General features: G+C 74.8%; 15 protein-coding genes. 7 read left to right on the plus strand and 8 right to left on the minus strand.

Annotated elements, in window-relative coordinates:
- Positions 1-13 precede the first annotated feature (13 nt).
- A complete protein-coding gene (locus AB0B76_RS10515; RefSeq protein ID WP_360372669.1) occupies positions 14-970 on the plus strand; it encodes an ATP-binding cassette domain-containing protein in 957 nt (318 codons plus the stop codon).
- Positions 967-1,764 carry an ABC transporter permease gene (locus AB0B76_RS10520; protein WP_360372672.1) on the plus strand — a complete coding sequence of 266 codons (798 nt, stop codon included), beginning with the start codon at positions 967-969 and terminating at the stop codon, positions 1,762-1,764. Before AB0B76_RS10515 ends, AB0B76_RS10520 begins: the two co-directional genes overlap by 4 nt.
- Here the strand turns inward: AB0B76_RS10520 and AB0B76_RS10525 are convergent.
- The 7 genes from AB0B76_RS10525 to AB0B76_RS10555 all read right to left on the minus strand — a co-directional run bounded on the left by AB0B76_RS10525 (position 1,746) and on the right by AB0B76_RS10555 (position 11,945).
- Positions 1,746-4,859, minus strand: coding sequence for a BTAD domain-containing putative transcriptional regulator (locus AB0B76_RS10525; RefSeq protein ID WP_360372675.1), 3,114 nt, complete (start codon positions 4,857-4,859; stop codon positions 1,746-1,748). The genes AB0B76_RS10520 and AB0B76_RS10525 overlap by 19 nt on opposite strands.
- A 27-nt stretch (positions 4,860-4,886) precedes the next feature.
- Entirely contained in the window at positions 4,887-5,276 is a 390-nt protein-coding gene (locus AB0B76_RS10530) for a hypothetical protein (protein WP_360372678.1), read from the minus strand.
- Between the two features lie 35 nt (positions 5,277-5,311).
- A complete protein-coding gene (locus AB0B76_RS10535) occupies positions 5,312-6,268 on the minus strand; it encodes a hypothetical protein (protein WP_360372680.1) in 957 nt (318 codons plus the stop codon).
- A gap of 4 nt (positions 6,269-6,272) precedes the next feature.
- Positions 6,273-7,817 (minus strand): MFS transporter, encoded by a 1,545-nt coding sequence (locus AB0B76_RS10540; protein ID WP_360372683.1) that lies wholly within the window; start codon positions 7,815-7,817, stop codon positions 6,273-6,275.
- Between the two features lie 76 nt (positions 7,818-7,893).
- The gene (locus tag AB0B76_RS10545; RefSeq protein ID WP_360372686.1) at positions 7,894-8,745 is read right to left on the minus strand and encodes an alkaline phosphatase family protein; all 852 of its coding nucleotides are present in this window, start codon (positions 8,743-8,745) and stop codon (positions 7,894-7,896) included.
- 262 nt (positions 8,746-9,007) lie between these two features.
- On the minus strand, positions 9,008-10,864 hold the full coding sequence (locus tag AB0B76_RS10550; RefSeq protein WP_360372689.1) for an Hsp70 family protein: 1,857 nt from the start codon (positions 10,862-10,864) through the stop codon (positions 9,008-9,010).
- Between the two features lie 61 nt (positions 10,865-10,925).
- The gene (locus tag AB0B76_RS10555; RefSeq protein ID WP_360372691.1) at positions 10,926-11,945 is read right to left on the minus strand and encodes a beta-eliminating lyase-related protein; all 1,020 of its coding nucleotides are present in this window, start codon (positions 11,943-11,945) and stop codon (positions 10,926-10,928) included.
- A 65-nt stretch (positions 11,946-12,010) separates the two neighbouring features.
- Here AB0B76_RS10555 and AB0B76_RS10560 point away from each other — a divergent pair, with 65 nt between their 5' ends.
- From AB0B76_RS10560 to AB0B76_RS10575, 4 genes are all read left to right on the plus strand, one after another.
- Complete coding sequence (locus AB0B76_RS10560; RefSeq protein ID WP_360372694.1) at positions 12,011-13,270, plus strand: DUF2314 domain-containing protein; 1,260 nt, start codon at positions 12,011-12,013, stop codon at positions 13,268-13,270.
- 37 nt (positions 13,271-13,307) lie between these two features.
- The gene (locus AB0B76_RS10565; RefSeq protein ID WP_360372697.1) at positions 13,308-13,547 is read left to right on the plus strand and encodes a hypothetical protein; all 240 of its coding nucleotides are present in this window, start codon (positions 13,308-13,310) and stop codon (positions 13,545-13,547) included.
- Positions 13,548-13,645: 98 nt separating this feature from the next.
- Positions 13,646-14,695, plus strand: a complete 1,050-nt coding sequence (locus tag AB0B76_RS10570; RefSeq protein ID WP_360372700.1) for a pectinesterase family protein — start codon at positions 13,646-13,648, stop codon at positions 14,693-14,695.
- Positions 14,696-14,746: 51 nt separating this feature from the next.
- Entirely contained in the window at positions 14,747-15,214 is a 468-nt protein-coding gene (locus AB0B76_RS10575) for a GNAT family N-acetyltransferase (protein ID WP_360372703.1), read from the plus strand.
- A 6-nt stretch (positions 15,215-15,220) separates the two neighbouring features.
- On the opposite strand, the gene AB0B76_RS10580 is transcribed toward AB0B76_RS10575, so the two are convergent.
- Positions 15,221-15,826, minus strand: coding sequence for an RICIN domain-containing protein (locus tag AB0B76_RS10580; RefSeq protein WP_360372706.1), 606 nt, complete (start codon positions 15,824-15,826; stop codon positions 15,221-15,223).
- Between the two features lie 90 nt (positions 15,827-15,916).
- Here AB0B76_RS10580 and AB0B76_RS10585 point away from each other — a divergent pair, with 90 nt between their 5' ends.
- Positions 15,917-16,801 (plus strand): NAD(P)H-binding protein, encoded by an 885-nt coding sequence (locus AB0B76_RS10585; RefSeq protein WP_360372709.1) that lies wholly within the window; start codon positions 15,917-15,919, stop codon positions 16,799-16,801.
- Positions 16,802-16,903: the final 102 nt, after the last annotated feature.

The raw sequence follows: 16,903 nt of genomic DNA on the forward strand, positions 1-16,903 counted from the left end.
CAGAGTTCCGGGCATGACGAACGACGTGATGGTCGAGGCGAGCGGCCTCGTCAAGCACTTCGGCCAGACGAAGGCCCTGCAGGGCGTCGACCTGGTCATCCCACGCGGGACCGTGCACGGTGTGCTCGGCCCCAACGGCGCCGGCAAGACCACCGCCGTGCGCATCCTGTCCACCCTCATCCGGCCGGACGCCGGCACCGCCCGCATCGGCGGGTACGACGTGGTCCGCGAGGCCGAGAAGGTCCGCGCCTCGATCGGGCTGACCGGGCAGTACGCCTCCGTCGACGAGGACCTCACCGGCCGGCAGAACCTGGTGCTGTTCGGCACCCTGCTCGACCTCGGCCGCCGCGGCGCCCGCGCCCGGGCCGCCGAGCTGCTGGCCTGGTTCGACCTGACCGACGCCGCGGACCGGCCGGCCAAGACGTACTCCGGGGGCATGCGCCGCCGCCTCGACCTGGCCGCGAGCCTCGTCGGGCGCCCCGACGTGATCTTCCTGGACGAGCCGACGACCGGCCTCGACCCGGCCAAGCGCGAGGACATGTGGGAGGTCGTGCGCAAGCTGGTCCGCGACGGCTCCACGGTCCTGCTGACCACGCAGTACCTGGAGGAGGCCGAGGCGCTCGCCGACGAGATCACCGTCATCGACCACGGCCGGGTCATCGCCAACGACACGCCCGAGCGGCTCAAGCGGATCGTCGGCGGCCAGACCCTCGAGATCCGCCCGTCCGACGAACGCGACCTGCCCCGCGCCGCCGAGATCCTCACCATGGTCTCCTCCGGCGCGGCCGCCGACCAGATCCGCGCCGGCGTCCTGGCCGTGCCCGTCTCCGGCGACGCCGCCATGGCCGAGGCCGTGGCCAAGCTCACCGCCGAGGGCATCGCCGTCACCGAGCTCTCGCTGCACCTGCCCTCGCTCGACGAGGTCTTCTTCACCCTCACGTCCACCAAGCCCGCGGAGGTCCCGGCATGAGCACCATCGTCCTCGAGCGCCCCGCGCCCAAGCCGTTCAAGCTGGTGCGGCACTCCCTCGAGCTCACCCGGCGCAGCCTCATCAAGACGATGCGCACCCCCGAGCAGCTCATCGACGTCACCGTGCAGCCCGCGCTGTTCATGATCATTTTCGTGTACGTGTTCGGCGGTGCGATCTCCGGCTCGACCCACGACTACCTGCAGTTCGTGATGCCGGGCATCCTGGCCCAGACCATCGCCATGGGCGCGGTCTCGATCGGCGTGAACCTCAACACCGACATCGAGAAGGGCATCTTCGACCGGTTCCGGTCCCTGCCGATCCCGCGGGCGGCCCCGCTGATCGGCGCGGTGCTCGGCGACGTCGTGCGGTACGTCCTCGTGACGGTCTCCACGTTCGTCTTCGCGTACATCATGGGCTTCCGCATCGGCTCCGACCCGCTGCACGCGGCCGCCGGCGGCCTGCTCGCCGTCGTGTTCGGCCTGTCGCTGTCCTGGGCCCCGGTGCTCATCGGCATGCTCGCCCGCACCTCCGGCGCGGTGCAGGGCATCTGCTTCCTCATCGTGCTGCCGCTGACCTTCGCCTCCAACGTGTTCGTCGGCACCGCGACGCTGCCGGGCTGGATGCAGGGGTTCGTGCGCAACAACCCGCTCACCCACCTCGTCGAGGCGATGCGCGGACTGTTCCTGGGCACGCCCGGCTACGGGGTCCACGTGTGGTGGACGCTGGGCTGGTCGGCGGCGCTCGTCGCGGTGTTCATGCCGCTGGCGCTGCGGGCCTACCGCCGCAAGGTCTGAAGGTGCGGGTCCACCAGCGCGCCGATGCGGTCGGTGACCTCGGTCATCGGCCGCTCGCGCCAGGCCTCCGGCCCCGGGCCGCCCGGTTCGTCGCCGGTGCGGCCCAGCGCGGCGTCGAGCACCGGGTCGGCGCCGGGCTCGAACAGCTGGGCCGGGTTGGCCGAGCAGCGCACGCCGAGCGCCCACAGCTCCCGCGCCCCGGCCTCGTCGCCCAGGTGCGCGGCCAGCGCCGCCCCGCTCAGTGCCCAGGCGCCCAGCGCGGGCACGTCCAGGGCGCCGAGCGCCTCCGCGCGGACGTCGGCCAGCAGCCGCCCGGCCCGCGGCGCGCCGGCCCGGCCCCCGGCCCGCAGGTTGAACGCGGCCGCCGCGACGTTGAACACGATGCGGAACTGCGGCACCGGCGTCCCGACCTCCTCGGCGATCGCGGCGGCCCGCTCGGCGTGCGCGACCGCGTCGTCCGGGCGCCGGCGCAGCCAGGCGTGGTGGGCCAGCCCGAGATGCGCCTGGGCGGTGTCCATGATCTGCATGCCGGCCGGGGGCGGCAGCGACGGCGCCGCGCGGACCATCTCCAGCAGCCGCTCGGCCGCCTCGTCGTCGCCGCGCTCGGCCAGCTGCGCGTCGAGCAGGACCCGGATCGAGCCCGCGTCGTCGGCCGCGCCGAGCAGCTCCATGTGCAGAGCCCCGCGCCGCAGCCACTCCGAACTGCGCTCATCGCCCGTTGTCTGGGCGCCGATCATCTGGGCGGCCATGCCCATGCCCCAGTGATCCCCGGCGGCCTCGAAGCGCCGGTAGGCCCGCTCCGCGTCCGCGGTCCGCTCGGCCACCGACACGACCTCGCCGCGGTTCTCCCGGATCACCCCGCGCAGGAACAGGCCGAAGCCCTGCGCGTACGGGTCCGGGTCGGCGACGAGCGCCTCGGCCGCCGCCAGCCCCGCGTTCCACTTGAGGTCGCCCATGGCCGGCACCATCGCCGCGAGCGCCGCCGCCCGCGGTGACGCCCGCCGCCCGGATCGCTCCAGCTCCCGCAGCATCCGCTTCGCCGCCATGAACACCCGGTGCCCGTCCACCGCGAACGCGTTGATCCCGCCCAGCAGGCACAGCCAGGTGAGCCGGTCGGGGTCCGCGTCGCCCAGCAGCCGGTACTCCCGCCGCGCCAGCGGGTCGTCGACCTTCAGCAGCGCCGAGGCCCACGGGCTCACCTCGGAGTGCAGGCCCCGCACGGTCCAGAGGTGGAACAGCGGCACCGCGATGTCCACGGCCGCCGCGTCGTCGCGGCCGACCGTCCACCGCAGCGCGGCGACGAGGTTGTCCTGCTCGGTGGCGCAGCGCGCGAACGCGGCCAGCTGACCCGGCCCGACGAACTCCGCGTGCAGCCGGACGGCCTCGGCCCGGGCCCAGGCCGCGAGCCCGGCCATGGCCTCGTCCCGCCCGCCGGCCGCGGACAGCCGCGCCTCGCCGTACTCGCGGACGGTCTCCAGCATCCGGTACCGCGGCCCGTCCTCGAGCACGAGCAGCGACTGCTCCACGAGCGTGGCCAGCCGCACGGCGAGGCCGCGGTCGCTCTGCCCGGCGACGTGCCCGGCCAGCTCCCTCGTGAACGGCGCCGGGATGACGGCGAGCCGCTCCAGCAGCACCCGCTCGGCCGGGCCGAGCAGCTCGCGGCTCCAGTCGACCATCGCCCACAGGCTGGCGTGCCGCTCGGGCAGCCCGCGCAGGGCGTCGTCGAGCAGCCCGAACCGGTCGCTCAGGCCGGCCAGGACGTCCTCGATCGGCATGTGCCGCAGCCGGGCGGCGGCCAGCTCCAGGGCGAGCGGCAGGTTGTCGAGCCGCCGGCACAGCCGTACCGCCGCCTCCCGTTCCTGCCCGGTGGGGGCGCCCCCGGCGGCCGCCCGCTCGGTGAGCAGCTTCAGGGCGGCCTCGTCGTCCAGCGCGGGGAGGCGGTGCACGACCTCGCCGGCCAGGCCCAGCGGGGCGCGGCTGGTGGCCAGCACGGCGGCGTCGGGCGCGGCGGCCAGCAGGTCGGCGACGACCGCGGCGGCGTCGGCGAGCACGTGCTCGCAGTTGTCCAGCACGACCAGGCCCGCGATCTCCTGGAGCCGCTCGGCCGCGGTCCACGCCTCGGCCCGTCCCGGGGGCGGGTCGGCCGCCGCCAGCACCGCGGGCCGCACCTCGGCCCCGGAGCGCAGGCCGGCCAGCTCGATCACGTGCACCGCCATGCCCTCGCCGGCCGCGCGCCGCGCGAGCTCGGCCGCGAGCCGGGTCTTGCCCGCGCCGCCGACGGCCACGACGGTGACCAGCGGCGCCCGGCCCAGCGCGGCCCGCACGGCGGTGACGTCCCGCTCCCGGCCGAGCATCGCGGTCGTCGCCCGCCGCCAGGCCGGGGGCAGGCCGCGCCCGGGCCGCCGCGCGGCCTCGGCCTCGGCCGGCCAGACCTCGCCGCGCAGGACGGCCAGGTGCGCCTCGGTGACCACCGGGGACGGATCGGTGCCGTACTCGTCGGCCAGGGTCGCGCGCAGCTGCTCGATCGCGGCGAGGGCCTCGGCCGGGCGGCCCGCGGCGGCGAGGAGCCGCGCGAGCAGCGCGACGGACGGCTCGTGGGGCGGGGTGCGGGTGGCGAGCGCGCGCAGGTCGGCCTCGAGGTCCGGCCGTCCCGCCTCGGCGCCGGCCGTGGTCACCTCCGCGAACAGGGTGGCGACAGCCGGGTCGGTGAGGTCGGGGACCCGGGGGAACATGTGCCGGGCCGCCTCGGCGTGCTCGCGGGCGGCGGCGGGGTCCTGCGCGGCCAGCGCGGCGCGGGCGGCGTCGGTGCGGGCTTTGACGAGTACCGTATCCGGCTCCACGTCTTCGGCGGGCACCTTGTAGCCGCCCGGCACCGCGGCCACCGGCAGGCCCAGCCGGCGGGCCCGGGCGATCAGCGCGTGGACGGCCCCGGCGGCGTCCTCCGGGGGCGCGCCGCCCCACACGGCCTCGGCGAGCCCGGCGGGGGTGACGGTGCGGCCGCGGGCGTCGACGAGCGCGCGGACCACGGCGGCGAGGCGTTCACCGCGCACCGGACGGCCGTCGACGGCCAGCTCGCCCAGGGTGGTGATCCGCACCGGGCAAGCATGCCACTGCGTCCGCGCTCAGCGGGTGGCGGTCTGCTGGGAGTCGTCGAGCAGCGCGTACAGCAGCGTGCCGAGCACCAGCAGGCTGCCCCCGAACACGGCCCAGCCCAGCGCCAGCCCCGCGATCACGACGACCACGCACTGGAACACCATCGCCACGAAGGCCATCCGGCGCGCGTGGCGGTCGCGGGCAGCCGCGGCGGCCAGCCCGGCCGCGAGGACCACGAGGAGCACGGCGAGCGCGATGCCCAGGATCTTGAGCGCCACCTGGGCCATCGACGGGTCGGCCCCGTTGAGCGACATCGAGTACGCGTCGATCACCCCGCCCAGCGCGAACAGGGTGACCCCGATGACCAGGCCTTCCAGGAGGATCCCCACGGCCGCGATGAGCAGCGCCAGCGTTCGCATCCGGTCAAGTTACTACTCGGTACAAGTGGTGTCCATCAACGTAGGTAGGCCGGGGACTCGGCGTCCGGCACGAGCAGCGCCGCCGCTCCGGTGCCGTCGGCGGGCACCGACCAGACGTCGGCGTGGTCGCGGTCGCGGGGCAGCGCGTACATGACGGTGTGCCCGTCGAGCCAGGCGATCTGGTCGTCGACGCTGCGGGTCTCGGCCAGCACCGTGGCGTGCAGCGTGGCCAGGTCCAGCACCGCGGGGCGCCAGCCCTTGACCGGGTCGCCGCCGACCGCCTGCTTGAACGCGATGCGGGTGCCGTCGGGCGACAGCGAGGGGCACTCGACGTTCTCGGCCAGCGTGCGCACGGTGCGGGCGGCGAAGTCGCCCTGCACGAGGTACCGGTGCCCGGCGGTCGACATCGTGGCGTAGAAGGTCTTGCCGTCCCCGGCGAACGTGACGCCCCAGTAGTTGACGTCGGCGGCCTGGTAGGGGCGGCCGACGCGGGTGAGCGCGTAGCTCTCCAGGGTGTCGGCGACCACGTCGCCGGTGGTGGTGTCGAGCACCCCGACGCGGGTCGAGAACTGCCCGCCGTTGTACGAGTCCCCGGTCACGAACGCCGTCCAGGTCACCAGGCGGCCGTCGGCGGAGACCCGGGCCCGGTTCGGCACGCCGACCATGGGGTACGTGTCGCGCTCCCGCAGGTTCCGGTCGAGCAGCGCGACCTGGTACGTGGCCAGCGGCCCGTCGGGACGCAGGCAGATCGCGGTGCCGGCGGCGGCGTACACGCGGTTGCAGGTGACCGCGGCGACCTTGCGGGTGTTGTCCCGGATCACCGCGAGGTGCCCCATCGACCCGTCGGCGGTACTGCGCACCAGCAGCCCCGCCCCGGCGCCGATGTCGACCGTCTCGGCCGCGGCGGCCGCGGCGTCGTTGCGGTGCGCGGCCGCGTGGATGTAGACCCCGGCCCCGACGGCGAGCACGACCGCAGCGATCGACGTTGACAAGATCTTACGCAATTTTTGTCGTACCTCTCGGGAGAATGGAGGTGACGAGGAGGAGAGCGGCGACTGCGGTCGCGGCGGCGGCGAACAACGCCGGGCCGGGCCCCCACAGCTGCCACGCCAGGCCGAACAGGATCGAGGAGGCCAGATATGCCAGGGACTGCCCGCTCTGCACCAGCGCGATGCCGGTGGTGCGCAGCGCCTCGGGCAGCAGCGGCCCGGCGACGGCCATCAGCACGCCGTCGGTGGCCGCGTAGAAACAGCCGTAGAGCGCCACCGTGAGCACGAGCACCGGGGTGCCGGGGAGGCTCGTGGCGAGCAGCAGGTACACGACGGCCAGGGCGGCGAACCCGGCCAGGTAGACGCGGGCGCGCCCGACGCGGTCGGCGAGGTGCCCCAGCGGGACGGCGAGGAGGAGATAGACGAGGTTGGTGCCGACCGCGAGGAGCGGAAACCAGCCGGCGGCGAGATCGTGGCGGCGCTGCAGGATCAGGTACACGAAGCCGTCGCCGATGGTGGCCAGGCCCATCACCGCGGCGGCGAGGACGACGAACCGGAAGTCGCGGCGTGCGAGGAGGGCGGCCGCGGCGCGCGGCGACACGCGCTGGCTCACGGCCGCCGGGTGCTGGTCGTCGTGCTGGTCGCCGTGCGGGGCGGCAGTTGCGGGGGCTGTCGCGTGTTCGTGCGTGGCGGGTTCGGCCTGCTGGCCTGCGGTGGCCGCGGTGCGCTGGTGTGCGGTGGTCGCCGCGGACCGGTCTGTGGCGGTCGCTGCGGACCAATCTGTGGTCGTCGCCGCGGGCCGGGCTGTGCCGGCTGCCGCGTGTCCGGCGGCGGGTGAAGGCTTCTGCGACGGGATCGTGGTGGTGGAGGCGGCGGGTGGGCTAGGGGGAGAGAGCAAAGAACCCGCCGAGCCGGCGACCGGCGCGAGCCAGGCCGGGCCGCGGTGGTCCGGCACGAACGTGGCCAGCACGAACACGCCCAGCGCCGCTATGCAGAAGCTCGTCACGAACACGGCGTCGTAGGACTGGGCCGACGCGCCCAGCACCGCGACCGCGACCAGCGGACCGGCGAACGCGCCCACGCTGTCCATCGCGCGGTGGACGCCGAAGGCGCGGCCCAGGCGGTCCGGGGGCGTCGACAGCGTGATGAGCGCGTCGCGCGGGGCGGTGCGCAGGCCCTTGCCCGCGCGGTCGGCGACGATCACCGCGCCGAGCAGCGGCACCGAGGAGCCCGCGGCGAGCAGGCCCAGCTTGGCCACGGCGGAGATGCCGTACCCGACGGCGGCCACGGCCTTGCGGCGGCGGACGCGGTCGGCCACGTAGCCGCCGACCAGGCGCAGCAGCGCGGTCGCGCCGGTGTAGAGGCCGTCGACCACGCCGTAACCGAGGGGGCCGAGGTGCAGGCCCAGCATGAGGTACAGCGGAAGGATGGCGGCCACCATCTCCGAGGAGACGTCCGTGATCAGGCTCACCGCGCCCAGCGCGAGCACCGTGGCGGCGATGCGGGAGCCGCGGCGCGCGGGGGTGGGGCCGGGCGTCGCCGGTTTGTCCACTGTGGACAGGTACACCGAAGGCCTCTCAGGTGACCGGGAGGCGCCCCGCCCGGGGACGGGGCGCCCGTGGGGTGGGTCAGTTCCAGACGTCCGTGATCGGGGCGAGCGAGGCCGCGCCGCCGATGCCGGGCAGGCCGTACGCGCCCTCGATGGTGCGCAGGACGTTGTAGTGGTTGATCTTCTCCGGGTAGGTGCCGGTCTTCACGCCGGCGCCGACGAAGACGGTGAAGATCTGGTTGAGGGCCAGGCGGTTGTCCTCGTCGAACGTGACGATCAGCAGGCTGTTGTGCGTCTTGGCCCACTGGGCGTAGGCGTCGAGGTTGTTCTTCAGCCAGGTGTCGCCGGTGCCGACCGAGCAGTCGTGCATGTCGTTGCACATGTTCGGCGTGACGAACGCGACAGTCGGCAGCGAGGCGTAGTTCGACGACGACGGGAAGCTCGCGTACGTCAGGTTCGACGCCGCGGGGACGCTTGCGAAGTCCACCCAGCTGTTGTGCTTGCGCTGGTAGTTACCGCTGGAGCAGCCGGTGTACCCGTTCGACGGCATGGACTCCGAGTAGCCCTTGAACGACAGGCCGGCCCCCGACAGCTGCGACTGCAGGTTGGTGCCGGTGAAGTTCTTCGGGCAGTCGTCGTTTGTCACGCCCTGGGTGGAGCCCGAGAACAGCGCGATGTAGTTCGGCTGGCTCGGGTGCGTGATCGCGTACGACTTGGTGAACTTCGCACCCTGGCTCGCCAGGGAGTTGAAGTACGGGGCGGAGCCGGAGCCGCTGATCTGGGAGTACGCCTTGTTCTCGAACATGACCAGGACGATGTGGTCGAAGCGCGGCACGCTCGTGGCGGCCTGCGCCGATGACGCCGCGGCGGTGAGGCCGGTGGCGACGAGGGCGGTGGTCGCGAGCGCGAGCACCACCCGACGGATCGACATGTACGTATTCCCCCTCCGTGGGCAGGGATGACGCCACATCGTGGACATCGATGAATACAAGATCTTGATTGTTCTCGGTCCGGCAGACGTGCGCGCGGTGAACAAACGGGTCCTCCTCTCCCGAGGAACTACGGACCACAGGGGCGCGCGGCTCAAGCGTGGTGGTGCGCCAGCGGCGGAAACAGCCGCACCGCGGGGGTGGCGGGCTCAAGCGTGGTGGTGCGCCAGCGGCGAGAACAGCCGCACCGCGGGGGTGGCGGGCTCAAGCGTGGTGGTGCACCTGCAGCGAGAACAGCCGCACCGCGCCGTCCGCGCCCGCCGAGACGAGGGTCGAGCCGTCCGGGGTGAAGGCCAGGGCGCGCACCGCCCCGTCGTGCCCGTCGAGGGTGTGCAGGTGGGCGCCGGTCGCCGGGTCCCACAGCCGGATCGTGGAGTCCAGGCCCGCGCTGGCCAGCAGCGTCGCGTCGGGGCTGAACGCGACCGCCGTCACCGGGTCGAGGTGGCCGGTGAGCACCCGGCCGGTGCCCCCGTCCCACAGCCGTACGGTCGCGTCCGCGCCCGCGCTGGCGACCACCGATCCGCCGAACGCGACCCCGAGCACCGCGCCCCGGTGCCCGTGCAGGTGGGTCACGCTTTGATGGTGCAGCGTGACCCGGCCCGCGTCGTCGCCGGTGGCCAGGGCCGAGCCGTCGGGGCTGAACGCGGCCGAGTGCAGCGGCGGGCCCTCGCCGGCGACCGTGACGCCGGCGGCGACGAGGTCGAACAGGCGCAGTACCCCGTCCGTGCCGGCGGCGGCCAGCATCCGTCCGGCGGGGTGGAACGCGACCGCCGACGGGCCGCCCGCGTCGGCGTCGAGCGCGTTGCGGCGGCGGCCCTCCACGGTGTGCCAGACGCGCACGGCCCGGGCGCCGCGGCGGGCGTGGCCGGCGCCCGCGGCCAGCAGGGTGCCGTCGGGGCTGAAGGCGACCGCGCGGACCGGGCCGTCGTGGTCGGCGAGGGTGTGGCGCACCTGGCCGGTGCCGAGGTCCCAGACGCGTACCTTGCGGTCGTCGCCGCCCGCGGCCAGCAGCCGGCCGTCGGGGCTCACCGCCACCGCGTTGACCGGCGGGGCGCCGCGCACGATGCCGCCGGGGGAGAAGGTGCGCAGCAGTGCCGGCTTGAGCCGCGGGCGGGCCGCCGACGGCGGGGCGAGGGCGGCGGGCCGCGCCGGGGACCGGACGCTGCCGCAGGCCACGGCGAGGTCGGGGTGGGCGTCGGCGAGCGGCTCGATGCCCAGGGCCCGGTGCAGCCGGGCGGCGACGAGCGGAGTACGGCTGACCCCGCCGGCCAGGAACACCGCGGCCACGTCCCGCGGGGTGACGAGGGCCTCGCGCAGCACCGCGACGGTGCGCTCCACGGTCCGCTCCAGCAGCGGGGCGGCGGCGCGCTCGAAGTCGTCGCGGTGCAGCGGGACCGGGCCGGCGAACGGGACGTACAGCTCGGCGACCGGCGCCTCCGACAGCGCCTCGCGGGCGATCCGGGCCTCGTGCCACAGCCGCAGCCGGGCCGCCGCCTCCTCCGGGCCGCGCGGCCGGTCGAGGCGGTCCCAGGCCGGGTCCGGGCCGGTGCGGGTCCGGGCCAGGCGCACCACGGCGGCGTCGAGGTCGAGCCCGCCGGCGTCGAGCAGGCCGCCCGCGGCGGCGATGGCGGGCCCGTCGGCGGCCTGGCGCACCACGGTGACGTCGAACGTGGCCGCCCCGAGGTCGTAGACGACCAGGCAGCCGCCGTCGGGCACGCGGTGGCCGAGGACGGCGGCGCAGTACCGTGCCGCCGCGATCGGCTCCGCGACCAGCTCCGGCTCGCCGAGGCCGGCCAGGCGGGCCCCGTCGGCGAGGACCCGCCGGCGGTCGGGCCGCCACGCCGCGGGGTGGGTGAGCACCAGCGGTCCGTCCCAGCCGGGCGCCGCCGCCGCGACGGCCCGGGTCAGCAGCGCGGCGACCGGCTCGGCCTCGGCCGGCCCGGGCGCGGGCAGGTCGGAGTCGAGGCGGCACGGCCGGATCGAGCCGTCCGGCCCGGCCAGCGCGGCGACCGTCGTCGCCGTGCCGATGTCGATGCCGAGGCGGTGCCCCGCAGAGGTCACCGGCCCAATGTATGGAAGGCTGACCGCCCGCTGGCATCGGCCGCACGGGCCGTTCGGTGGATCAACGGGTGAACGCCGCGTGAAGGACCTGGGCAAACGCGTCGACGTCGGCCTCGGTGGTGTCGAAGGCGGCCATGTACCGTCGCGGCCACCCGTCGGCGCCCGCGCCGAAGCGGGCCAGCTCCGGGTCGTCGTGCGGCGGCAGCGTGGCGAACACCGCGTTGGTCTGCACCGGCAGGGCGATTCCGGCCCCGGGCACGGCCGCGACCGCGGCGGCGATGCGCGACGCCATCGCGTTGGCGTTTGCGGCATTGGTACGCCACAGAGCCCCCTCCAGCAGCGCCACGAACTGCGCCGCCACGAACCGGCTCTTGGACAGCAGCTGCATGGCCTGCTTCTGGATCAGCCGCCGCGGCCCGGCGAGCCCCGGGTCGAGGAAGATCACGGCGTCGGCCGCGAGGGCCCCGTTCTTGGTGCCGCCGAACGACACGACGTCGGCCCCGGTCGCGGCCTCGGCGAGACCGGTGCCCAGCGCGGCGGCGGCGTTGGCCAGCCGGGCGCCGTCCACGTGCAGCAGCAGCCCGTGCCCGTGGGCGGCGTCGGCGAGCGCGCGCAGGTCGGCGACCGAGTACAGGGTGCCGAGCTCGGTGGGCTGGGCGATCGACACCGCCCGGGCCCGCGGCGCGTGCGGCGGGTCGCCGGCGTGGGCGAACGCCTCGACCTGGGCCGGGGTGAGCCGGCCGTCCGGGGTGGGCACGGTGGTGAGCCGGCCGCCGGTGAACCGCTCCGGGGCGGCGCACTCGTCGGTCACGATGTGGGCGGACTCGGCGCAGAGCACGGTCTCGTACGGCCGCAGCAGCGCGGCGAGCGCGATGACGTTCGCGGCGGTCCCGGTGACGGCGAGCACCGCCTCGGCCCGCTCGCCGAAGTGGGTGCGGAACAGCGCCTCGGCGCGGGCCGTCACCGGGTCGCGGCCGTAGGAGGGGGCGTGCCCGGCGTTGGCCGCCACGACGGCCGCGAGGACCTCGGGGTGCACGCCGGCCGTATTGTCGCTGACCAGAAAGCTCTGTCCGGGGATCACGGACCGGAGGCTAGTCCAACCCCGCCGGGTCGACTACGCGAACGGAATGCGAAAGGATTGGCCGCGTGGAGATCGTGCTCAGCGTGCCCGAGACAGTCGTGGCCACCTACGTCGTGGCGACCGATCACCCGCCCGCCGACCCGGCCGCCGCCGCCGCAGCCGCGGCGGCGCGCATCGAGGGGCCGCTGGGCGAGGCCGTGCGCCGGATGCTCGACGGCCCGCTGATGTCGGTAAGCGTCGCGCCGGTCGCCGAGGCCCCGCCGCTGCCGATCGAGCACCTGCGCATCTTCGGCGCCCCGCCCGACGCGCTGCGGGCCGTCGTCACCGCCTCCCACCTCGTCGTGGTCCAGGCGGTCTTCGGGGCCGGCTGGCCGCCCGCGCACGAGTGGCACGCCCGCGCGGTCGCGGCCGGCATCGCCACTGACCTCGGCGGCGCGCTCGTCGACCTGTTCACGCCGCAGGTGCTCGACCCGGCGGCGGCCCTGGCCTCGCTGCCCGGCCCCGACGGGCGGTCCGCGCTGAGCGCCTGGATCGTGGTACCGCAGTCGGCCGGCGACCGCGGCCTGTGGATGACCACCCGCGGGCTGGGCCGCTTCGGCCTGCCCGAGCTGCAGGTGCTCGACGTGCCGCCGACCCTCGCGCGGGCGTGGACGAGCGCACTGACCGGCATCGCCCGCGCCCTGGTGGTGCGCTGGGCGCAGGCGGTCGAGCGGGCCACGGGGGAGGCGTTCGTGCGCCTCCCCGACGAGCTCAACGTCAGCGCCGCCGACGCCGTGCGCGCCTACGGCGACATCCCCGGCGCGGAGGCCGAGCAGCACGCCACGCTGGTCCAGCTGCGCCTGGAGGAGCCCGGCCCCGACCAGGACGGCCTGCTCACGATCGTGCCGCCCGACGAGTTCCCGTACTCGGCCGGGGAGTTCCTTGCCCGCGTGGCCGCCGACCTGTTCGGGGCGCAGTCCACGACGGTGCAGTACGCGCCGGACGACGAGCGGATGCGGGCCGCCGTCGCCGCCGCCCGGGAGGCCCTGCCCGAGGCCCGCACCCGCTTCCTGGCCGGCGAGTTCGGCCCGGAGCTGCACCTCATCGTCAAGCACCGGATCACCCGCGGCGACGCGACCGAGCTGATCTGGTCCACGGTCACGACCTGGCCCGACCCGCGCCGGCTGCACGGCGTGAGCATGTCCGACGCCGAGATCGACCCGAGCGTGCGCACCGGCCGCCCGACCATGGTCCGCGACCCGGAGATCGTCGACTGGGCCGTGTGGGTCGACGGCGACGGGATCGTCGAGGGCGGCTGGACGAACCGGGTTCTGACCGGCGAGTGACGCTCAGGTCGGGCGGCGCGGTGCCGAACAGCACTGCGTGGGTCTCGACGGAGGGCGGCTGACGCGTCGCCTGCTGCCGGTCGCCGGTGCGCTCGCCGGGCTGATCGCGGCGTTCCTGGTGATGCAGGCGATCACCACGAACGCCTTCGAGCGGCTCGAGGCGCGGCAGGTGGCCCAGGACGCCGAGCTCGGCGTGCAGTTCGTCGACCCGGACCCGGGCACCATCGCGCGCATCAACGACTACATCCGTGCGCTCATCGGCCCCGGCGGCGGCTGAGGACTGCAACTCGCTGCAACAACTTTTTCATTGACCGAGGTCTCCGCGTGCGCCTAGGGTGAGCGCCAGGAAAGCGCATTCCCAAGGAGGTCCGGCTCATGCGTCGCAGATCCGTCCTGCTCGCGGGCGCGCTGGCGGGCATCGCGGGCGCCACCGCGACGGCCCGCTCGGCGTCGGCGTGGCCCGGCCCGTACATCACCGTCGCCGCCGACGGCAGCGGTGACGTCAGCACCATCCAGGCCGCCGTGGACGCCGTACCGCCGGGCAACCCGGGGCCCTTCACGGTGAAGATCAGGCCCGGGGAGTACAAGGGCCAGGTCGTCATCCCGGCCGACAAGCCCTTCATCGTCTTCCGGGGACAGGGCCCCGACCCGTCCGCCGTCGTCATCAGCGACGACCGCGCCAACGGCACCCTGAAGCCGGACGGGACGCCCTGGGGCACCTCCGGCAGCGCCTCGGTCACCATCTCCGGCAGCGATTTCAGCGCGCGCAACCTGACGTTCGCGAACACCTTCGACGAGGCCGCCCACCCCGAGATCGCCAACCGCCAGGCGGTCGCGGTGCTGACCCGCGCCGACCGGATCGTCTTCGACAACGTCCGCTTCCTGGCCAACCAGGACACGCTGTACCTCAACAGCCCCGACGCCGCCACCGTCAGCCGGGTGTACCTGCGCAAGTGCTACATCGAGGGCGACGTCGACTTCATCTTCGGCCGCGCCACCGCCGTGCTCGACCGCTGCGCGATCCACTCCCTGGACCGTGGCTCGGCCACGAACAACGGCTACGTCACCGCCGCGAGCACGTCGCTTTCCAACCCGCACGGCTTCCTGCTCACCCAGTGCAAGCTCACGTCGGACGCGCCGGCCGGCAGCGTGTACCTGGGCCGGCCGTGGCACCCGAGCAACGACCCCAACGCGGTGGCCGAGGTGACGACCCGCGACTCGGTCCTCGGCGCGCACATCGGCGCCACGCCGTGGTCCGACTTCGGCACCTGGCCGTGGCGCGACGCCCGCTACGGCGAGTTCGGCAACCGCGGCCCGGGCGCCGCCGTGACCCCGGACCGCCCGCAGCTGACCGCCGAGCAGGCCGCGACCCGGACGATCGCCGCCTACCTGTCCGGGGCCGACGCCTGGGATCCGGTCCGCTGATCCCGGTTTGGCCCGCGACGAGGGGTCGGCGGCGGCGGTACCGTGCGCGGCGTGAGCGAACGCGAACGCGACGGATACCACCTGACCACCGACCCCGCCGCCGTGGACAAGGCGGTCGTGCACCGCTGGCTGTCCGAGGACTCGTACTGGGCCGCGGGCCGCGCCTACGAGCTGGTGTCCGCCTCCATCGACGGGTCCGTGCCCTACACCGTCCGCCGCGACGGCCGCCAGGTGGCCTTCGCCCGCGCGGTCACCGACCGTGCGACGTTCGCCTGGATCTGCGACGTGTACGTCGAGCCGGCGCACCGCGGCCGCGGGCTGGGCGTCTGGCTCGTCGACGCCATGGTGGACGACTTCACGTCCGCCGGCGTCCTGCGGCTGCTGCTGGCCACGCGCGACGCCCACGAGGTGTACCGCCGCAGCGGCTTCGAGCCGGTCGCGGGCCCGCAGCGGTTCATGGAGATCGACCGCCGTCCGACCCGCGCCGCCATCCTGGCCCACCTCGGCGAGCGCGCCTGACCCGCCTTACTCCCAGCTGGTGAAGACCCAGTACTGGTCGGCCAGGCCCGTCTTGCAGTCCCACTGGATCGCCTGCACGCCGGCGTCCTTGCTGCTGCCGGGGATGCCGAGGCACTTGCTGCTGTTGAGGTTCTTCAGCGGGTAGACGAGCAGGCCGGGCAGCGGGAGGCCCTCGCGCCACTGCTGGTCGGCCAGGCCGGGCGTGTAGGTCCAGTTGATGGCCTTGCCGCCGTTGACGGCGCTGGAGCCGCTGATACCCGGCGCCTTCCAGCTGCTGGTGGCCGCGCTGCGCAGGTAGGAGTAGTGCTCCACGGTGCCCGCCGTGAGCGTCCACGCCTGCGACTGGCTGCCGCCGAGATATCCCCGCTGCACGATCGGTGACCCGTTGACGTCGGCCGGCGCGGCCACGGTCAGGTACAGCTTGCTGTTCCAGTTCATGATCCGGTACCAGTGCGTCGCGGCCGGGGCCGCTGCCACCTCGGCCTGAACCTCGGCCAGGCTCATCGCCCGGCCGTGCGGCACCATGGCCGCGGCCGGCTCCGCGTGGACGGGCGCGGCGGAGCCGAGCACACCGGCGGCGACGAGGACGAGTACAGCGGACAGTCTGCGCATGAGCCTCTCCTCCCGAAGCATGTGCGCCCACCCTGCCAGCCGGGCGTTGGATCGGCGTTAAACCGCCGGTCGGGCGGGTAGCCGGATCCGATGAACCTGGTTCTCGTGGCGGGCCTGGGCGACGTGGGCCGGGCGGTGCTGTCCGACCTGCAGGCCGCCGGGGTGCCCGTGCGCGGCCTGCTGCACCACCCGGCCCCGGCCGGCTTCGACGCCGTCGTCGGCGACCTCACCCGCCCGGAGAGCGTCGCGGCCGCCCTCGACGGCGTGGACGCGATGTTCTTCTCGATGCCGGTCTCGCGCGACCACCTGCTCGCGGCCGCGGTCGTGGCAAGCGTGGCCCGCGACCGCGGCGGCCTCGGCGCGCTCGTCGGCCTGTCGCAGATGACGGTGTCGCAGATGACCGCCACGAGCACCGACGAGTCGGATCAGCAGCGCCTGCACTGGCTCGCCGAGCGCGTCTTCGACTGGTCGGGCCTGCCGGTGGTACACCTGAGGCCGACCGCATTCCTGGACAACCCGCTGTTCACGACGCTGGCGGCGGCCTCGATCCGGGCCCGGGGCACCCTGGAGCTGCCGTTCGGCGCGGGCCGCACCTCCCCGATCGCCGTTGTTGACGTGGCCCGGGCGGCCGCCGCCATCCTGCGCGACCCGGCCCCGCACATCGGCCGCGTGTACGAGCTGACCGGCCCGAGGAGCGAGGACCTGCACGTGGTCGCCGCGGAGTTCTCCCGCGCCCTGGGCCGCGAGATCACGTACGTGGACGTGCCGCCGGACCGGTGGGAGGCCGAGGTCCTGGCACCGTCGGGCCTGCCGCCGCACACCCGCGAGCACATCGCCACGATGGCCCGCCTGCACCGCGAGAACCGCTACGACCGCCAGACGACGGACGTGGAACGGCTGACGGGCCACCCGCCGATGACGATCGAGTCCTTCGTGGCCGCCCGCCGCGACGCCTACCTGGGGATGCACTTCTAGCTCGCTGGCGCTCGCGTTGGGGGAGCTTCGCTCCACCCAAACCCCCTCAAGACCAGCACCGGGGCGCTCTGGCGGCGAATGAGTGCGCTCGGCGCGGGCGGC

The organism is Dactylosporangium sp. NPDC049140, from assembly GCF_040648435.1.

Coding starts and splice junctions, on each gene's coding strand:
- AB0B76_RS10545 (WP_360372686.1), bottom strand. CDS start 8,745: ATGTCGATCCGTCGGGTGGTGCTCGCGCTCGCGACCACCGCCCTCGTC.
- AB0B76_RS10520 (WP_360372672.1), top strand. CDS start 967: ATGAGCACCATCGTCCTCGAGCGCCCCGCGCCCAAGCCGTTCAAGCTG.
- AB0B76_RS10515 (WP_360372669.1), top strand. CDS start 14: ATGACGAACGACGTGATGGTCGAGGCGAGCGGCCTCGTCAAGCACTTC.
- AB0B76_RS10580 (WP_360372706.1), bottom strand. CDS start 15,826: ATGCGCAGACTGTCCGCTGTACTCGTCCTCGTCGCCGCCGGTGTGCTC.
- AB0B76_RS10570 (WP_360372700.1), top strand. CDS start 13,646: ATGCGTCGCAGATCCGTCCTGCTCGCGGGCGCGCTGGCGGGCATCGCG.
- AB0B76_RS10530 (WP_360372678.1), bottom strand. CDS start 5,276: ATGCGAACGCTGGCGCTGCTCATCGCGGCCGTGGGGATCCTCCTGGAA.
- AB0B76_RS10585 (WP_360372709.1), top strand. CDS start 15,917: ATGAACCTGGTTCTCGTGGCGGGCCTGGGCGACGTGGGCCGGGCGGTG.